Consider the following 16,145-nt stretch of genomic DNA (forward strand, 5'->3'; position numbering starts at 1 on the left):
GCTGGCAAATGCCGCAGAGCACGTTGACGCTGCTAACAAAGCTGCTAAAAAGCCAGCCATCGAGTGATTGGGTCGCAAATCGGTAGCAATGGCCGGTTCGTAGACATCGACAGCATGTTGATGTCTCAACCTTTTCAATCAGATGGAAGAGTGTCCGAGTGGTTTAAGGAACCGGTCTTGAAAACCGGCGTGCGGGAAACCGTACCGTGGGTTCGAATCCCACCTCTTCCGCCATATTGTATTGATTTTGTTGTATAATTTCTACTTTCCGCCTGAGAATTGCACGCTTGTCATAACCCCGCTTCTGGTATGAAAACCGCCGGCAGGTGAGGCCGGCGGCGCATTTGTTGAGCACCAAGGTTGGTTTCCGTGGCACTGCCGGCTAAAAATCGAAATACACGGTCACACCTGACCGACGACGATCGGGGTAACGGTCGCGATAGCCGTAATAGTCGCGACTGCCGTAATACCGCGGACGATAGCACGAGCCGTAATACCGACAGTCGCGGTAAGCGTACCGGTGTTTCTTCCGGTGGCCATACGCATGTCCATTACCGTGGCTCCGGTGTTTGACCTGCTCGACGTCGGGGGTATGCATATGTACTGCGTTCGGCACAACGATCGGCGCGGCGTTCAGCGGCAGGGCGAAAGATGCAGACAAGATCATGGCTGCAAGTGAGGAAAAAAGCATCTTCATCGGCGCATCCTTTCAGGCTGCGATTCTGGGTTAATAAGCATTAACCTCCGATGAACAGCTGCGAGCATCCCAGAAAACACCGGCCGGCGCGCCGCTGGTGTGGTCGCGGGTGGTGATCGCGCCGGCCTATGGTGTTGGTCCCGCCGCCGCTGCGGCTCGGCAGCGCCGCGCTCTTCGTTGCTACGCTTGCACGCCAAAGCGATGTTGTCTCGATTGTTGCGGCCGCCATTAGAGCGGCGCCGCAGGTGCTCAAGGGTTTCGGCATTCCGCGGCTGCTTATGAGGCGGTTGGTCACTCAAAACCATAGGCCGGAGGCAGTAGCCGCAGCGGCCGCCCTGTTTCTCGCGTATCTTGATGCGGTTCTGAATGTGGCGGGTCATGATCAGCCGGTGATGGGTTCGATGGCCGGGCCAACGACTGCTCGCCGCTGCCTGCCGTGAGCTGAGCTAAGAATTTTGATGTCGTAGAGTTCACGAGCCTTCCGCCATCCGTCGTTTTCCGAAAATTGCGGTTTTGTACCTCAGGAAGGTTGGCCTTCCCTAAGGGCAACAGATGAGTTTCACCCTCCTCCTTTGCGTCGACGATGAGATGATGTACAGGCAGCAACAGGACGCGACCGCCATTAACTTAAGAATGGGGTCGGGCGGCAGATTGACGTCACGTCGCTGCCACGAGATCACGTGGCCGTCCTCTGGTCGGCGTGCGCGCAGCTTGACCCTGCACGAGCAGCAGTCGCCTATCTCGACTGAGATGATATTATTGGGGCTGCAACGGCAAGGGAAATGACTTTGTCAGCAGCACCCTAGGTCTTCAGGTTTCCAATTTGGTATACCCGGCGTCTTAAGCGGCCCAACAAGCGCGAGGCTCCTTTTATGATCGTTCAAGCTTGCATCAACGGCGCACGTCCGAGCGATTTCCATCCCCTCCTTCCCCTGACGATCGATGCCATGGTGCGTGATGCCACGGCTTCGGTTGCTGCCGGCGCTGCGGAGCTCCACGTTCATCCGCGCGGAGCCGATGGCAAGGAGAGCCTTGCCGCCGTCGACGAGACGGTTGGTGCAATCCGCTGGGCCTGCCCGGGAACGCTGATCGGCGTGTCCACGGGCGCCTGGATCGAAGGTGATCGGGAGAAAACGCGGGAAGCCATCCGCCGATGGGATGTCCTGCCGGATTATGCCTCGGTGAACCTCTCGGAAGACGATGGCCCCGGCGTCATGCAGCTGCTGCGGCAGAAGGGTGTCGGCATTGAAGTCGGGCTGGCATCGGTCGCCGATGCGGAGCGCTACATCGGCCTCGATGATCATGACCGGGTCTTTCGCGTGCTCATCGAGCTCGATGACGAACAGGATTTGCAGCGCGCATGCGATATCGCGGGCGGCATTATCAAGGTGCTCAGGGATAGCGGGGTCAATCGGCCCATTCTTCTGCACGGTTTCGACGACACCGTCTGGCCCTTCGTCAGGTTGGCGCGCGAGCGGCGCTACTCCACCCGTATCGGCCTGGAAGATGGCAAGCACCTTCCGGATGGGACGATTGCGAACGACAATGTCGTGCTGGTCACTGCGGCCGTTGCGATCTTCCGTGGCCAATCGAACTGATGCCTAGATGTCGGCGGCCAGGCGGCAGTTCGGAATCTCTTCGGCGCCATCAGCCGGCATCGTCAAGGCGCAGAATGTTTCGAAATATTGGCTCGGCGATGCGGCCAAGTGCGCGAAGATATGGAGTGCGCGGAACGCACGGTACATTCTCATTCCATGATACCAATGCGGCCTCGTGAAGCGGGATGCCCTGGTCGAAATCTTGACCGTCGCTCATATCGGCAGATAAGCGGGACGCGGCCGACCTCAGTCGATGATTGCCGGACAGCCATCACGAAAAGTACGCGTATATCAGGACGCCAATAGAACCCCAGAAGATAAGCGGTGTCAGTATCATCCCCGCAACGAACATTTTAGTCACAGCAACACTCCGAAACCTCCACGCATGCCGCAAGGACCTATCGCGTTGACCGAAAGTTGCTATGGGCACGAAGTCCGGGATGGATCGGACCTTGGTCTGAGCTTCGCTCGCGCGGCCTGCCGGGCTCAACTCTCCCCGAGCGCTCGGCGGCGGCGGTAAGTCCCGACCGCAATGGCGAGCGCGACGATAATCAGTGCTGCCGCAACGGCGAAGGTGACCCGCATACCTGAGGCGACGGCCTCGGGATGCGCCGCTGTGATATCGGGTGCTCCCGAAGAGAGCGCGAAGACGGCGCCCATCACGGATGCGCCGGTAATCAGCCCGAGATTGCGCGACAGGTTGAGCATGCCGGAGATGACGCCTCGCTGGTCGGGACGGACATCCGCCATGACGGCAGTGTTGTTGGCCGCCTGGAACAGCTGATAACCGGGTGTCAGCATGGCGATGGCGGCGATGTAGCCTGATATCCCGGGCAGCACGGCCATGGCGACGGAGGCTGCCGCCATGGCAACGAGCCCTGCGACAACCACGAAGGACGTGTCCAGACGGTCGACCAGGCGGCCAGCCGGGACCCCGCTCAAGATGGAGATGACGGGCCCGATCGACATGACGATGCCAACGAGAGCTTGATTGAGCCCGAGCGCATGGGAAAGGTAGAATGGCGCCACCACCAGCGTCGCCATCATCACAGTCGAAACCAGCGCGTTCATCGCCAGGCTGGCGCTGAGGACGCGATTGCGAAATTCCGTCAACTGGATCAGCGGCGATGCCGCTCTCGCCTCGGCTAAGACGAACAAACCGGTGCCGAAGACGGCGGCCGAGAGCAGAGCGACGTTCAGCGGCCCAAAGCGGCCGTGCCCGATCGTCATCGCCAGCGCATAGGCCGAAAGCGTCAGCGCAAGCAGCAGTGTGCCCGCCAAGTCGAAGCCCTTCCGATCCGTCTTCCCCTTGCTGATATCGGCGGGCAAATGGCGATAGGCGAGAACGAAGGTCAGAACGCCGAGCGGCACGTTGACGAGAAAGATTGCCGGCCAGCCGAGCCCGGCGATCAGCAGGCCGCCGAGCGAAGGCCCAAGAGCGGTGCCGATCGCCGACATCGTTCCGAGCAGCCCCATGACGCTCCCGGTTTTTTCCTTCGGCACCGTTTCGCCGACAAAGGCCATGGTGAGCGCCATCATGATGGCCGCACCCAGCCCCTGCACGGCGCGCGCGGCAATCATCAGCCATAAAGTCGGCGCGACGCCGCAGAGGATCGAGGCCAGCGTGAAGAGCAGGATGCCGATGAGCAGCAGCCGGCGTCGGCCGGTGATGTCGCCGAGCCGTCCGACGCTGACGACCAGGGTGGTGATGGCAAGGAGATAGGCGAGAACGACCCACTGCACATCCTGGAAGGACGCATTGAACGCTTGCGCCAAGCTCGGCAGGCCGACATTGGCGATGCTGGTGCCGAGTGACGGCAACAACATCGAGAGGGAAAGACTGGCAAGCGCCCATCGTACGGAGGGTGACTGTTCGGCGATGGCCTCGCTTCGCTCTGCAATGATCGATTTCACCACGTGAACTCCGTTTTCTCTTAGTTCCCCAAATGGAACTGGTGAAAACCTAGTCCTATGTTTGATATGGCGGAAGGCGCATGATTTTCACTTCATTCATGCGTTTGGCGCCACATCACGATGAAAGCGTGTTATAGCTGATGCATGTCGACACCCGATCTCAACTTGCTGGTCACTCTCGATGTGCTGCTTGCCGAGGGCAGCGTTGCGCGTGCGGCACAAAGGCTGCGGCTCAGCCCGTCGGCGATGAGCCGGGCCTTAGCGCGATTGCGCGAAACGACGGGCGATCCGCTGCTGGTGCGCGCCGGCCGCGGCCTCGTCCCCACGCCGCGCGCGCTCGAACTGCGCGAGCGGGTCGGCCGGATTGTCGAGGACGCGCAGGCGGTCCTGCGTCCTGCCGAGGCGCTTGATCTTCAACGCTTGGTCCGGACGTTCACCTTGCGCACCAGCGAAGGCTTTGCCGAGAGCTTCGGACCTGATCTTATCGCACGCCTCGGCCGGCAAGCGCCCGGCGTGCGGCTGCGCTTCGTGCAGAAGCCGGACAAGGACAGCGCCCCGCTTCGCGACGGGACCGTCGATCTGGAAACCGGCGTCGTCGGCGGGACGACCGGGCCGGAGGTGCGGGCGCAGGCCTTGTTCCGCGATCGTTTCATCGGCGTCGTGCGCTTGGGGCATCCGCTTTGCGAGCGCGAGTTGACGCCCTCCCTTTATGCCGCCGGCCAGCACATCTACGTCTCGCGGCGCGGGCTCGACAAGGGACCGATCGATGAAGCCTTGACCGCGCTCGGGCTGGAGCGGCAGATCGCCACCATCGTCAGCGGCTTTTCCACGGCACTGGCGCTCGCCCGAACCTCCGATCTGATCGCCAGCGTGCCCGAACGGCACACCGGAGCCTTGCGCGCGGGAATGCATAGTTTCCCCCTCCCCGTCCCGACGCCCGAGATCACGGTGTCATTGCTCTGGCACCCCAGGATGGATGCCGATCCCGCGCATCGCTGGCTGCGCGGCTGCGTTCGGGACGCCTGCGCGCGCGCTGATTGAAGGAGTGCGTAGGATCTGAGGTCGGGCCGATTGATCCGTTCGTGTGGTTGACTATCCCGCGTCGCCATGATTTCCCGTCGGGATCACCAAACGGGGACGTTATGACCGACATCATTGTAAAAGACAGCAACGGAAGCCAGCTGCACGACGGCGATTCCGTGACGCTGATCAAGGACCTCAAGGTCAAGGGAACCTCGGAGACGTTGAAGCGTGGAACGCTGGTCAAGGGCATTCGCCTGACCGACAATCCGGGCGCGATCGAGTGCAGCACCAAGCAGGTCAAAGGCCTGGTGCTGAAAACCGAGTTTTTGAAGAAGGCATAGGATCTGCCTCGCCTGCGATGCTCGGTCGACGCTTCGTAAGTCCGACTCCGACGATCAATCGGCTTTCATCGCCTCCTGCGGCACTTCCTCGGTGATCACCTCGAAACGGGAGAGTGTAGCCGGGCCGAAGGCTGTCGACATCGCGACGTCGGTGGCGTCGCGGCCGGTCCCCATCAGGATCCGGCCGATGCGAGGCGTGTTGTGGCGGGCATCGACCGTATGCCAATGACCGCCGAGAAAGACCTCGAACCAGGCACTGAAATCCATCGGATTGGGATCGATCGGAACGCCGATATCGCCGAGATAGCCGGTGCAATATCGTGCGGGAATATTCATGCATCGGCAAAGCGCGATGGCGAGATGGGCAAAGTCGCGGCAAACGCCCGCCTTGTCGGTGAAGCCGCCATGCGCGGTCCTGAGCACGTCGGCCTTCAGGTAATCGAAAGTGATGTGGTCATGGACGAAATCGCAGATCGCCTGGACACGCGCCCAGCCGAGCGGCGTCGACGAGAACCTTGCCCAGGCGAAATCCGCAAGCCTGTCGGTGTCGCAATAACGGCTGCCGAGCAGGAAGACCAGCACATCGTCCGGCAGATCATTGATCCCGTGCTGGACGGCATCGTCGGGAACGATGTCGGGTTGGCCGCTGTCATAGATCTCGAACTCCGTGGAGATCGTCGTCAGCCCGGGCGGAGCGACGATCCGGCTGCAGGCATTGCCGAACCCATCTGTATAGCCCCAGGCCTCGATCGGCCGGTCGAATGTCAGGATCTGATCGCTGAGAAGATCAGCGCGACGGGAGGGATGGATGTTGAGGACGAGCAGCATCGGCGTCGGCTGCGTGCATTCGTAGCCCAGATGAAACCCGGCGCGTATCTTCATTGTGGCTTCCTTCTCGCGTCTCCGCATCGGTGGAGGTGAGTAGGGAACGTTGATCGCGCGACCCGGTTCCCATGGCTGCGGGCGGCCAGGCCGGAGTAATCCAAGATTACCTCAGACGTAGTCGAGATCACCTCGTGGTGACGTTGACCTGCACCGTCATGCTGTCGAAATCCTTCCCGTCCCCATCATAGCTGCCGCTCAACGGGACGGCCTGGCGCGGATCTCGGGCAACCGCGACACGAATGAGATCGCGGTTGCCGACGATGCCGTTGGTCGGATCGAACTCCGTCCAGCCGGCGCCTGGAAGATAGACCTGGCACCAAGCATGCGTGGAACCGCCGCCGAGCACGGTGGAACCGTCCCGGTCGGGAACATAGACATAGCCCGTGACGAACCGCGCCGCGAGGCCAAGCACCCGTGCCGCCTCCATCATCAGAAGCGCAAAATCCCGGCAGGTGCCGGAGCGAAGCTGCAAGGTCTGCAACGGCGTCTGGGTTCCATGTTCCTGGCGCCGCGCGTAGACGAAGCTCTCGCGGATGGCGTAACAGAGCGTCATCAGCAGATGCCCGGTCTCCGTTGGACGCCCCTGGCGCACGAACTGGCGTGCCCAGCGCCCGACCTCGTCGTTCGGGTCGGGATAATGGCGCTGCATCGCCGGCGTCAGATCGGCAATTTCGTCCTTGTCGTAGGAGAATGGATAGGTCAGGGCCGCATCGTCGACCTTGAGATCCAGGGCGACCTGCGGCGTATGATCGAGCGTGATCCAGGTTTCGAAACGAAGTTCGGACGCCGGCCTCGAAAAATCGACGAGCGCCACGCAATTGCCGAAAACATCGTGGATCCAGCGCACATGGCTTTCCTCAGGATAGATCGTCAACGACGCTTCGATCAGCCGCTGGTCGAAACTGTCGCGCGGCCGGAACATCAAGCGATGCTCGCCGAAATCGACGTCCCTGACGTAACGATAGGACGTGATGTGGCGGACAGAGAAAATCGTCATAAGCCGCCGTCGAATCTGTTCACTTTGCTGCTCCAAGGCGGCAACGCCGCCTCTCCTCTGCGGAAGCGCCCTGCCGGCTTTCCCGCTCATCCCGATTTCTTGTCATATAAGCACGTTCGAAAGATTGCTATCTTCACCGATCGGCGGCGGGGCCGTCCAACCTAAGAGGATAACATGCATATCATCTGGGACGTTCTGACGCTTCTGCTGACAATCGGCTCCCTCTATGGCGGTCGCGAATACCGGATTATTCGCGCTCGTGCCCGCGCTCAGAACTGGGGCAACTTCTGATTCGATCCGGACATCTCTGATTCGATTCCGAATCCTGGCCGCATTGGTCGTTGCCGATCGCCATTACGTCGAATGACGTAAAGTCATGCGCTTAAGAAAATGCTTTATTAGTCGAGGCGGAAGCCTATCCGCCCATTCTCCCTGTTAATCCTAAGCCCGCCTCACCCCAGGCGGGCTTTTTTATTCCATCGCCTGCATCACTTCTTGGCGCCGGCCGAAAGCACCCGATGTGTTGCATTGTCCATTGCGTGGCTTGCTTCCTGTCCATCCTTCTTCAGCCCGTATGCGGTATTGCCGCAGCCGGAAAGTGTCAGCAAGCCGATGCAGGCGATGGCGATTGCAGCTTTTGGCATCAAGTGGTCCCCTTGGCTGAATGGCGGTCAGAGCATGATCGCGAAAAGTGTGAGCGGTTTTGACATCATGCTCTAACTCTTAATTTGCAACAGGATTCAGATTTTAGGTCGACTGGGCCTAAAATCATCCTGTTCTAGGGAAAATGATACACTCCTCGACAAAATCAATCGGCAGGCGATAAGCGCGAGTGGCGGTATGGAACTCCCTGACGCGGATCGGCGTTTAGGGGTGCCATCCAACCGGGTTAATGACATGGATTATGAGCTTGCCTTCGCCGCGACGGTCGCAACAGCGTCTTTCCTCGTCTTTATGCTGATCGTACACCGGACCTGATCGCCCGCGACGCGGATTGCCCGACGGCGCGCGACAGCGCCGGCCCGTTCTGCGGCCGCGTGTCTGCGAGCCAGAGAGACTGCATCTCCAGCTGCATCTAAAGCATCTCGCGCCAAAGGCGACGAGCCGGCAGAGTGTGGAAGGTCTGGAGCGAAAGTAGCATGATCCGCCAGCAGACACGGCAGGGCTGCAAAAATAAACGTTTTGACATCCGAAAGTATTACGACGTCAGCGGATGTATTAAATTTTAACTAATTGCCATGCTTAACTATCTGTTAACAATATTCTTGCGCTCCTTCCGCTTCCGCTTATGCTTTACGCAAACGGGAGAGGAAAGATGTTTAGCAAAAGCTTGATTATGCCTTTTGGCTTCGCATTGCTGGCCATTGCTGGCCTCCTGTTTCAGATCGTCGCATACGCGGTGCACTCCCCGGTCACCCTGCTGCAGCCGTGAGTCACATAAGTTGCTGAACCCGCAAAGCAATCTCAGTAACTAGGAGTGGAACTTCGTTTCGTTTCGTGCATTCTGTGACTCGTTTTGCCAGGAGGGAGATAACCATGGAAAGCGCAGGCGTGGGTTGGATTGCAGCCATCATTATCGGCGGTGTCGCCGGATGGCTGGCGGAAAAGGCAATGCGCAGCAGCATGAGCCTGCTCATGAACATATTGCTCGGCATCATCGGCGCTATTGTCGCCAACTGGATCCTGGGTCTTTTGCACATCCAGCCGCTCGCCGGTTGGCTGGGTTATCTGATCACCGGTTTCGTCGGTGCCTGCATCTTGATCGCGATCGGGCGCGTCATCCGCCGCTGACTTGGTCGCGCCAACTGAGCCCGGTCGCGTAAGCTGGCCCGGCTACTTTTGGACGGATGCAAACACTAAAAGCCGGGCGTTCATGGCGCCCGGCTTTTCTTCACTCTGAATTGCCGTTCAGCGGCGGCTGAGCAGGCCGAACACGTAGGCAATGCCTGCCGTCACGGCGAGTGCCACGAGCGGTTCTTCGCGTACCTTGTCGCGCAGCCGTTCCGTCATCACCGAAGCCTCGTCGGTCACCGCCGACTTCGCCCCCTGCCCCAGCGCGACCACGCTTTCCGTTAGCCGGGAGAGATCGTTGCGAAGGGCTGCGACCTGCGCCGACAGATCGTCTGCTGCTATATCAGCCTTGACGCGCGCAGCGGTGGATTCGGCGGAAGCGGTTTTCAATTCTGCCATGGTCTGCTCCTGTTTCATGGGATGCCGCTTCAACGAAATGGCGGCCCGAAAGGTTCCGTCGCAACCGATCTTTTGTTCTCCGCAAAGCCGCCGCGGCGGAGCGGTCGACTTGTGCAGCTTTTCGCGTGACAAACCCTTCATTTCCTGTCGGGTTTGTTTTAAGGAACGTCGAATGTCCGCCCGCGCGCGGGTCAATGATACTGCGAGGTTTGCGTTTCTATGTTCCATATCCTGAGAAGAGCTGCTCAGACCTGGGTTGCCAAGCTGCTCCTGCTTCTGCTCGTCGTGTCTTTCGGCGCCTGGGGCGTGTCGCATCAGCTGCTGACAGGCGGTAACAGCACCACGGTCGTGACCGTTGGCGATCAGCATGTGGACGTCAACGAATTCCACCTCGCCTATCAGCGCCAGGTGGCAAACCTCAGCCAGCAGTTCGGCACGCGCCTCACCCCCGAGCAGGCCCGCGCCTTCGGCGTCGAGCAGCAGGTGCTCGCCCAGCTCGTCGCCGGCGCCTCGCTCGACCAGCTCGCCGAAGACATGAACCTCGGCCTTTCCGAAGATCGCCTCGCCCAGCTGATCGCTGACGATCCGGCTTTCAAGGCCGTCAACGGCCGGTTCGACCGCGAGCTCTTCATCTCGCGTCTGCGCAATGCCAACATCCGCCAGGACGATTACATCAAGGAGCGCAGCAAGGTCGCTGTCCGCAGCCAGGTGGTCGATGCCATCTCGAATGGTTTCACCGCACCGAAGACCCTGGTCGACGCCCTTAAGCTCTATGGTGATGAAAGCCGCAGCATCGATTACCTGCTGCTCACCAATGCCAATATCGAGCCGATCAAGGCACCTGCCGACGACGTGCTGGCAACCTGGTTCGAAGGTGTCAAGCAGCGCTACCGGGCGCCCGAATACCGTAAGGTCGCCTATCTCAAGCTGCAGCCTGCCGATATCGCCGATGCCGCGACCGTCACCGACGACCAGATCCACGAAGCCTTCGACAAGAGCAAGGATACCTATCGCACGCCGGAAAGCCGCACCATCGAACAGCTGACCTTCGCCAGCAAGGATCTCGCCACCGCCGCCGAAACGGCGCTGAAGAGCGGCACCAGCTTCGACCAGCTGGTCTCCGACCAGGGCAAGACGGCAAGTGACGTGTTGCTCGGCGAATTCACCAAGGACAAGGTTCCCGACCAGGCGGTTGCCGATGCGGCCTTCGCAGTTTCGCGCGATGGCGGCACGACGCCTGTCGTCGATGGCTCCTTCGGCTCGGTCATCCTGCGCGTCACCAACATCAAGTCGGAAACGGCGAAGAATTTCGATGAGGTGAAGGAGGATATCCGCAAGCAGCTGTCGCTCTCCAACGCCTCCCAGGAAGTGATCAACGTTCATGACCGCATCGAGGACCTGCGCGCCGGCGGTTCGACGCTCGAGGATATCGCCGGCCAGCTGAAGCTCAAAGCCGTCACCGTCGATGCCGTCGATATGACCGGCGCCGACAAGGACGGCCAAGAGGTCAAGGATATTCCCGTCAAGCAGCAGCTGCTCGGCGAAGCCTTCAAGACCGAGGTTGGCGTCGATGCGCCGCCGCTGCCGATCGGCAATGACGGCTATGTCTGGTTCAACGTCCGCGAAATCACGCCGGACCGCGACCGCCCGGTCGCCGAAGTGCGCGAAAAGGCCGTCGAGGACTGGACGGCGGAACAGCAGAAGGCCGAGCTCGCAAAGAAGGCCGATGCATTGAAGGCCGAGGCGAAAAAGGGCACTGCCCTTGCCGATATCGCAACGCCGCTCGGCATTGCCGTCGAAAGCAAGAGCGGCGTCACCCGTTCCACCGATGATGCGGTCCTCGGCCGGGCCGGCGTCACCGCCGCCTTCTCCGGCCCGCTCGACACGGTCGCGAGCGCTGTCGGCGCCGATCCCTCGACGCAGATCCTGCTGAAGGTCACCGAGGTCAACACCCAGCCGACCGGCGACGTGCTGAACAACCGCGATGCCCAGATCACCGCCATGGCTAATGCCGCCGGCGATGATATTCTCGATCAGATGGTCAACCTGCTGCAGACGCAGTACGGCGCCGAGATCAACCAGACGCTCGCTGAACAGGCGACGACCCGCTAGGAGGCTTTATGACCGATCTGAAGCCGTTCCTGGCCAAGGCCGCAAGCCGCGAGCCGCTGACGCGTGACGAGGCCCGCGCTGCCTTCGACATCCTGATGTCGGGCCAGGCGACACCCTCGCAGATCGGTGGCTTCCTGATGGCGCTGCGCGTGCGCGGCGAAACCGTCGACGAGATCGTCGGCGCCGTCACCGCAATGCGCTCGAAAATGCTGACCGTCGAGGCGCCGGCCGATGCGATCGACATTGTCGGCACCGGCGGCGATGCCAGCGGCACCTACAATATCTCGACGCTGGCGGCGCTAATCGTCGCCGGCGCTGGTGTTCCCGTCGCCAAACACGGCAATCGGGCGCTGAGTTCGAAATCGGGCGCGGCCGACAATCTGGCCGCACTCGGCGTCAAGCTCGACGTCGGCCCCGAGATCATCTCCCGCTGCATTGCCGAGGCCGGCGTCGGATTCATGTTCGCGCAGATGCATCATTCCGCCATGCGCCATGTCGGCCCCTCAAGGGTCGAGCTCGGCACGCGGACGATCTTCAACCTGCTCGGGCCGCTCTCCAATCCGGCCGGCGTTCGCCGCCAACTGCTCGGCGTCTTCTCGCCGCAATGGCTGGTGCCGCTTGCCGAAGTCATGCGCGATCTCGGCTCCGAATGCGTCTGGGTCGTCCATGGCGACGGCCTCGACGAGATCACTACCACCGGCGTCACACAAGTGGCGGCACTCGAAGACGGCAAGATCCGCACCTTCGAGCTTTCGCCCGCCGATTTCGGCGTCAGCCCTTGCGTGCTTGCGGATATCAAGGGCGGTGACGGTGTCGCCAACGCCGCGGCCCTTCGCGAGGTGCTCGGCGGCGCCAAGAATGCCTATCGCGATGTCTCGCTCGCCAATGCCGCCGCCTCGCTCGTCATCGCCGGCAAGGTCGAGACGATCCGCGACGGCATGACGCTGGCCACGCAGTCGCTGGATAGTGGCTCCACCGCGCTCGCCCTCGACAAACTCATCGCCGTTTCCAACGATATCGACTAGGATTGCCCGATGACCGATATCCTGAAGAAGATCGAACTCTACAAGCGCGAAGAGATCGCCGTTGCCAAGGCGACAGTGTCGCTTGCCGATCTGAAGGCGATGCAGACCGGCCAGTCCGCCCCGCGCGGCTTCCACAAGGCGCTCATTGCCAAGCGTGATGCCGGCCGCTTCGGCCTGATCGCCGAAATCAAGAAGGCAAGCCCCTCGAAGGGCCTCATTCGCCCGGATTTCGATCCACCGTCGCTGGCCAGCGCCTATGAGGCCGGCGGTGCCGCCTGCCTTTCGGTGCTGACCGACAGTCCGAGTTTCCAGGGCGCGCCGGAATTTCTGACAGCCGCCCGTGCTGCCTGCGCGCTGCCGGCGCTGCGCAAGGATTTCATGTTCGAGACCTATCAGGTGCACGAGGCCCGCGCCTGGGGCGCCGATTGCATCCTCTTGATCATGGCCTCGCTGTCCGACGATGAAGCCGAACGCCTGCAGGACGAGGCCTTCGCCCTCGGCATGGACGTGCTGGTCGAAGTCCACGACGCAGAGGAGATGGAGCGGGCGCTGAAACTCTCCTCGCCGCTCATCGGCATCAACAACCGCAATCTGCGTACTTTCGAGGTCAGCCTCACCGTCAGCGAGGCGCTTGCCCCCATGGTGCCTGATGACCGGCTCCTGGTTGGCGAAAGCGGCATCTTCACCCATGCCGATTGCCAGCGCCTGCAGGCCGTCGACATCAATACCTTCCTTGTCGGGGAGAGCCTGATGCGCAAGGAGGACGTCGCCGCCGCCACCCGCGCACTGCTCTTCGGCGAAGCCGCCATCGCGGCCGAATGATATGAGCGGCGCAAAGCCCGGTCTGACCCATATCGGTGCCTCCGGCGAGGCACATATGGTCGATGTCTCCGATAAGGCCGAGACGGTGCGCATCGCCACTGCCGAGGGCCATGTGAAGATGGCGTCGGAAACGCTTGCTCTCATCGTCCAAGGAAATGCCAAGAAGGGTGATGTGATCGGCACGGCGCGCCTTGCCGGCATCATGGCGGCAAAACGCACCGCCGATCTCATCCCGCTCTGCCATCCGCTGATGCTGACGAAGGTCACGGTCGAGATCGAGGAAGATGCCGCCCTGCCCGGCCTGCGCGTTACGGCGACCGCCAAGCTGACCGGCAAGACCGGTGTGGAGATGGAGGCGCTGACCGCCGTCTCGGTCGCTTGTCTGACGATCTACGACATGGCCAAGGCCGCCGATAAGGCAATGGAGATCGGCGGCATCCGGCTTCTTGAAAAGTCCGGCGGAAAATCCGGCGATTTCCGTCATCCGGAGGCAAGATGAACCTTCTCCCGGTCGCCGACGCCCTGAACCGCTTGCTCTCTCGCGCAAAACCCACTGCTGCGTCCGAGACGCTGCCGCTAGCCGAAGCCGAGGGCCGCGTCCTGGCCGTCGATCTGACGGCCGGCCTGACCCAGCCGCCCTTCAATGCCTCCGCCATGGATGGCTATGCGCTGCGCCGCGAAGACGCGCCGGAGCCGGGCGCCGAGCTGAAGGTCATCGGCACGTCTTCCGCCGGCCACGGCTTCGAGGGAAGCGTCAGCCAGGGTGAAGCCGTCCGTATCTTCACCGGCGCGCCTGTTCCGCCGGGCGCCGACAGCGTCCTGCTGCAGGAGGATGCGGAGAAGATCGAAGGCGGTATCCGAACGAATTTCCCTGTGCGGCAGGGCCAGCATGTGCGTCCGCGCGGTCAGGATTTCGCCGAAGGCGAAGCCGTTCTGTCGGCCGGCACCGTGCTCGATTTCTCGCGGCTGACGGTTGCTGCCGGCATGAACCGGCCTGATGTCGAAGTGCTGCGGCGCCCGCTGATCGCCATCCTCGCGACCGGCGACGAACTGCTGCCGCCCGGAAGCACGCCCGGCCCTTCACAGATCATCGCATCCAATACGTTTGGTATTGCAGCCCTTGCCCGCAAAGCCGGCGCCGATGTGCTCGATCTCGGTATCGTGCCTGACGACAAGGCCAGGATCACCGCGGCGATCGACACGGCCCGGGATGCCGGGGTCGATGTGATCGTCACGCTCGGTGGCGCTTCGGTCGGCGACCATGATCTGGTGCAGGCCACGCTGATCGAGGCCGGCATGCAGCTCGATTTCTGGCGCATCGCCATGCGCCCCGGCAAACCGCTGATGGTCGGCAGCTTCGGCGAGACGCATGTGCTCGGCCTGCCCGGCAATCCGGTCTCGAGCCTCGTCTGTTCGCTGCTCTTCCTGGAGCCGCTGATCCGCAGGCTTGCCTCCCTGCCGCCGGTGCGCCGCGAGGCAACGGTGGAGGCGGCTGTCACGCTGCGCGCCAACGACCACCGGCAGGACTATATCAGGGCGAAACTTTCGAAATCCGCCGCCGGCCACTGGCTCGCCGAGCCTTTCGGCAAGCAGGATTCCTCGATGATGAAGGTCTTCGCCGCAGCCGATTGCCTCGTCATCCGCCCGCCACATGCGCCGGAGCTGCCGGCCGGAGCGCCCTGCCCGGTCATGCTGTTGCGGCCTGACCTCCTGGCATAATCTCGCCTTCAACTTTGCCGGAGAGCGCAAAGACACCCGCCTGCACGGCACCGCCGCCAGTGCCCCCGCCGAAATCCGCAACTGCATGGGTGGCGATTCGGTTGAGTTCTCCCTGCGGCAGGTAGGCCCGCTCGGGATCGCCGATCAGCACCTCGACGCCGCTCGCCTGGCAACGCCGCAGGAAGGCCATCACCCGCAAGGCAAGCGAGGGATCGTAGAACAGGTCGCCGACCACGAGAAGGTCAGTCGCTGGTGGCTGATCCTCGATAATATCGGCGGCCAAGGCCACGATGTTCACACCGTTGATCGCTGCGTTGAGCCCGATTGCGGCAATGGCATTGGCATCGATGTCGATAGCGGTCACCGTGGCTGCTCCGGCCTTCGCCGCGGCAATGGCCACGAGCCCGGAGCCAGCGCCGAGATCGAGCACCCGGCGGCCGGTCACCATTTCCGGTCGATCGAGCAGATGGCGGGCAAGCACTGCGCCGCCGGCCCAGGGATAGGCCCAGTAAGGCGGCGGATCGGCCTCTCCGCGGCCGGCAAGCCGCCAGAGCCCGCTCGCGGGCCCTGCCGTATGAATCCGGATCTCGGGGATGGATGGAACGGGTGATATAGGCAGGTTGGCACGGATGAAGACGGCCGGATCGGGTTGAGACATGCCCGGGCGTTTCATCGTCATCTGCTCCTGCCGGCGCTGTAACTGCCTATCGTTTTTAATAGCAAGAGCAGGCCGCCGTTGTAAAATTCCGCGCCATTTATGCACGCTATGATTTGGGTGGAATAATGAAGCCGAGCCAGGCTTTTCGCAAGGAACTGCACCGC

At 61.8% G+C, this 16,145-nt stretch carries 17 protein-coding genes, 1 tRNA gene and 1 pseudogene; 11 read left to right on the top strand and 8 right to left on the bottom strand.

Annotation, left to right across the window (positions count from 1 at the left end; genetic code table 11):
• Positions 1 to 144: 144 nt before the first annotated feature.
• Positions 145 to 234 (top strand) — tRNA-Ser (locus tag AC245Y_RS10565).
• A gap of 148 nt (positions 235 to 382) precedes the next feature.
• Here the strand turns inward: AC245Y_RS10565 and AC245Y_RS10570 are convergent.
• Both AC245Y_RS10570 and AC245Y_RS10575 read right to left on the bottom strand, forming a co-directional pair.
• Complete coding sequence (locus AC245Y_RS10570) at positions 383 to 697, bottom strand: hypothetical protein (RefSeq protein WP_012757507.1); 315 nt, start codon at positions 695 to 697, stop codon at positions 383 to 385.
• Positions 694 to 963 (bottom strand): annotated as a pseudogene (locus tag AC245Y_RS10575) (hypothetical protein); the annotation flags it as partial. The pseudogene AC245Y_RS10575 and the gene AC245Y_RS10570, both read right to left, overlap by 4 nt.
• On the opposite strand from AC245Y_RS10575, the gene AC245Y_RS10580 reads away from it, so the two are divergent.
• On the top strand, positions 847 to 1,137 hold the full coding sequence (locus AC245Y_RS10580; RefSeq protein ID WP_244432256.1) for a hypothetical protein: 291 nt from the start codon (positions 847 to 849) through the stop codon (positions 1,135 to 1,137). The pseudogene AC245Y_RS10575 and the gene AC245Y_RS10580 overlap by 117 nt on opposite strands.
• A gap of 432 nt (positions 1,138 to 1,569) precedes the next feature.
• Positions 1,570 to 2,295, top strand: a complete 726-nt coding sequence (locus AC245Y_RS10585) for a 3-keto-5-aminohexanoate cleavage protein (protein WP_012757509.1) — start codon at positions 1,570 to 1,572, stop codon at positions 2,293 to 2,295.
• Positions 2,296 to 2,781: 486 nt separating this feature from the next.
• Here AC245Y_RS10585 and AC245Y_RS10590 read toward each other — a convergent pair whose 3' ends face one another.
• Positions 2,782 to 4,209 carry an MFS transporter gene (locus tag AC245Y_RS10590; protein ID WP_017994111.1) on the bottom strand — a complete coding sequence of 476 codons (1,428 nt, stop codon included), beginning with the start codon at positions 4,207 to 4,209 and terminating at the stop codon, positions 2,782 to 2,784.
• 144 nt (positions 4,210 to 4,353) lie between these two features.
• Between AC245Y_RS10590 and AC245Y_RS10595 the strand changes: the two genes are divergently transcribed.
• Both AC245Y_RS10595 and AC245Y_RS10600 read left to right on the top strand, forming a co-directional pair.
• Positions 4,354 to 5,250: a LysR family transcriptional regulator gene (locus AC245Y_RS10595; RefSeq protein ID WP_017994112.1), complete on the top strand. Its 897-nt coding sequence runs from the start codon at positions 4,354 to 4,356 to the stop codon at positions 5,248 to 5,250.
• A 101-nt stretch (positions 5,251 to 5,351) separates the two neighbouring features.
• Positions 5,352 to 5,573, top strand: a complete 222-nt coding sequence (locus AC245Y_RS10600) for an alkylphosphonate utilization protein (protein ID WP_012757513.1) — start codon at positions 5,352 to 5,354, stop codon at positions 5,571 to 5,573.
• 54 nt (positions 5,574 to 5,627) lie between these two features.
• Here AC245Y_RS10600 and AC245Y_RS10605 read toward each other — a convergent pair whose 3' ends face one another.
• From AC245Y_RS10605 to AC245Y_RS10615, 3 genes are all read right to left on the bottom strand, one after another.
• Positions 5,628 to 6,455, bottom strand: a complete 828-nt coding sequence (locus AC245Y_RS10605; protein ID WP_012757514.1) for a transglutaminase-like domain-containing protein — start codon at positions 6,453 to 6,455, stop codon at positions 5,628 to 5,630.
• A gap of 127 nt (positions 6,456 to 6,582) precedes the next feature.
• Positions 6,583 to 7,455, bottom strand: a complete 873-nt coding sequence (locus AC245Y_RS10610) for a transglutaminase family protein (protein WP_012757515.1) — start codon at positions 7,453 to 7,455, stop codon at positions 6,583 to 6,585.
• Positions 7,456 to 7,943: 488 nt separating this feature from the next.
• Positions 7,944 to 8,099: a hypothetical protein gene (locus AC245Y_RS10615; protein WP_003539802.1), complete on the bottom strand. Its 156-nt coding sequence runs from the start codon at positions 8,097 to 8,099 to the stop codon at positions 7,944 to 7,946.
• 892 nt (positions 8,100 to 8,991) lie between these two features.
• Here AC245Y_RS10615 and AC245Y_RS10620 point away from each other — a divergent pair.
• Positions 8,992 to 9,246, top strand: coding sequence for a GlsB/YeaQ/YmgE family stress response membrane protein (locus AC245Y_RS10620; protein WP_003539804.1), 255 nt, complete (start codon positions 8,992 to 8,994; stop codon positions 9,244 to 9,246).
• A gap of 117 nt (positions 9,247 to 9,363) precedes the next feature.
• Here AC245Y_RS10620 and AC245Y_RS10625 read toward each other — a convergent pair whose 3' ends face one another.
• Positions 9,364 to 9,645 carry a hypothetical protein gene (locus tag AC245Y_RS10625; protein ID WP_003539806.1) on the bottom strand — a complete coding sequence of 94 codons (282 nt, stop codon included), beginning with the start codon at positions 9,643 to 9,645 and terminating at the stop codon, positions 9,364 to 9,366.
• A 219-nt stretch (positions 9,646 to 9,864) separates the two neighbouring features.
• Between AC245Y_RS10625 and AC245Y_RS10630 the strand changes: the two genes are divergently transcribed.
• From AC245Y_RS10630 to AC245Y_RS10650, 5 genes are read left to right on the top strand one after another with little or no spacing between them, the layout of a single operon-like run.
• Positions 9,865 to 11,757, top strand: a complete 1,893-nt coding sequence (locus tag AC245Y_RS10630; protein WP_017994113.1) for a peptidylprolyl isomerase — start codon at positions 9,865 to 9,867, stop codon at positions 11,755 to 11,757.
• A gap of 8 nt (positions 11,758 to 11,765) precedes the next feature.
• Positions 11,766 to 12,782 carry an anthranilate phosphoribosyltransferase gene (gene trpD / locus AC245Y_RS10635; RefSeq protein ID WP_017994114.1) on the top strand — a complete coding sequence of 339 codons (1,017 nt, stop codon included), beginning with the start codon at positions 11,766 to 11,768 and terminating at the stop codon, positions 12,780 to 12,782.
• 9 nt (positions 12,783 to 12,791) lie between these two features.
• Positions 12,792 to 13,604 carry an indole-3-glycerol phosphate synthase TrpC gene (gene trpC, locus AC245Y_RS10640; protein WP_017994115.1) on the top strand — a complete coding sequence of 271 codons (813 nt, stop codon included), beginning with the start codon at positions 12,792 to 12,794 and terminating at the stop codon, positions 13,602 to 13,604.
• A gap of 1 nt (position 13,605) precedes the next feature.
• A complete protein-coding gene (moaC, locus tag AC245Y_RS10645; protein WP_012757521.1) occupies positions 13,606 to 14,103 on the top strand; it encodes a cyclic pyranopterin monophosphate synthase MoaC in 498 nt (165 codons plus the stop codon).
• Positions 14,100 to 15,323 carry a molybdopterin molybdotransferase MoeA gene (locus AC245Y_RS10650; protein WP_017994116.1) on the top strand — a complete coding sequence of 408 codons (1,224 nt, stop codon included), beginning with the start codon at positions 14,100 to 14,102 and terminating at the stop codon, positions 15,321 to 15,323. Before moaC ends, AC245Y_RS10650 begins: the two co-directional genes overlap by 4 nt.
• Here the strand turns inward: AC245Y_RS10650 and AC245Y_RS10655 are convergent.
• Positions 15,292 to 15,996 carry a class I SAM-dependent methyltransferase gene (locus AC245Y_RS10655; RefSeq protein ID WP_026157356.1) on the bottom strand — a complete coding sequence of 235 codons (705 nt, stop codon included), beginning with the start codon at positions 15,994 to 15,996 and terminating at the stop codon, positions 15,292 to 15,294. The two genes, AC245Y_RS10650 and AC245Y_RS10655, sit on opposite strands and share 32 nt — an antisense overlap.
• Positions 15,997 to 16,145: the final 149 nt, after the last annotated feature.

The sequence above is a fragment of the Rhizobium sp. SRDI943 genome, assembly GCF_057653695.1.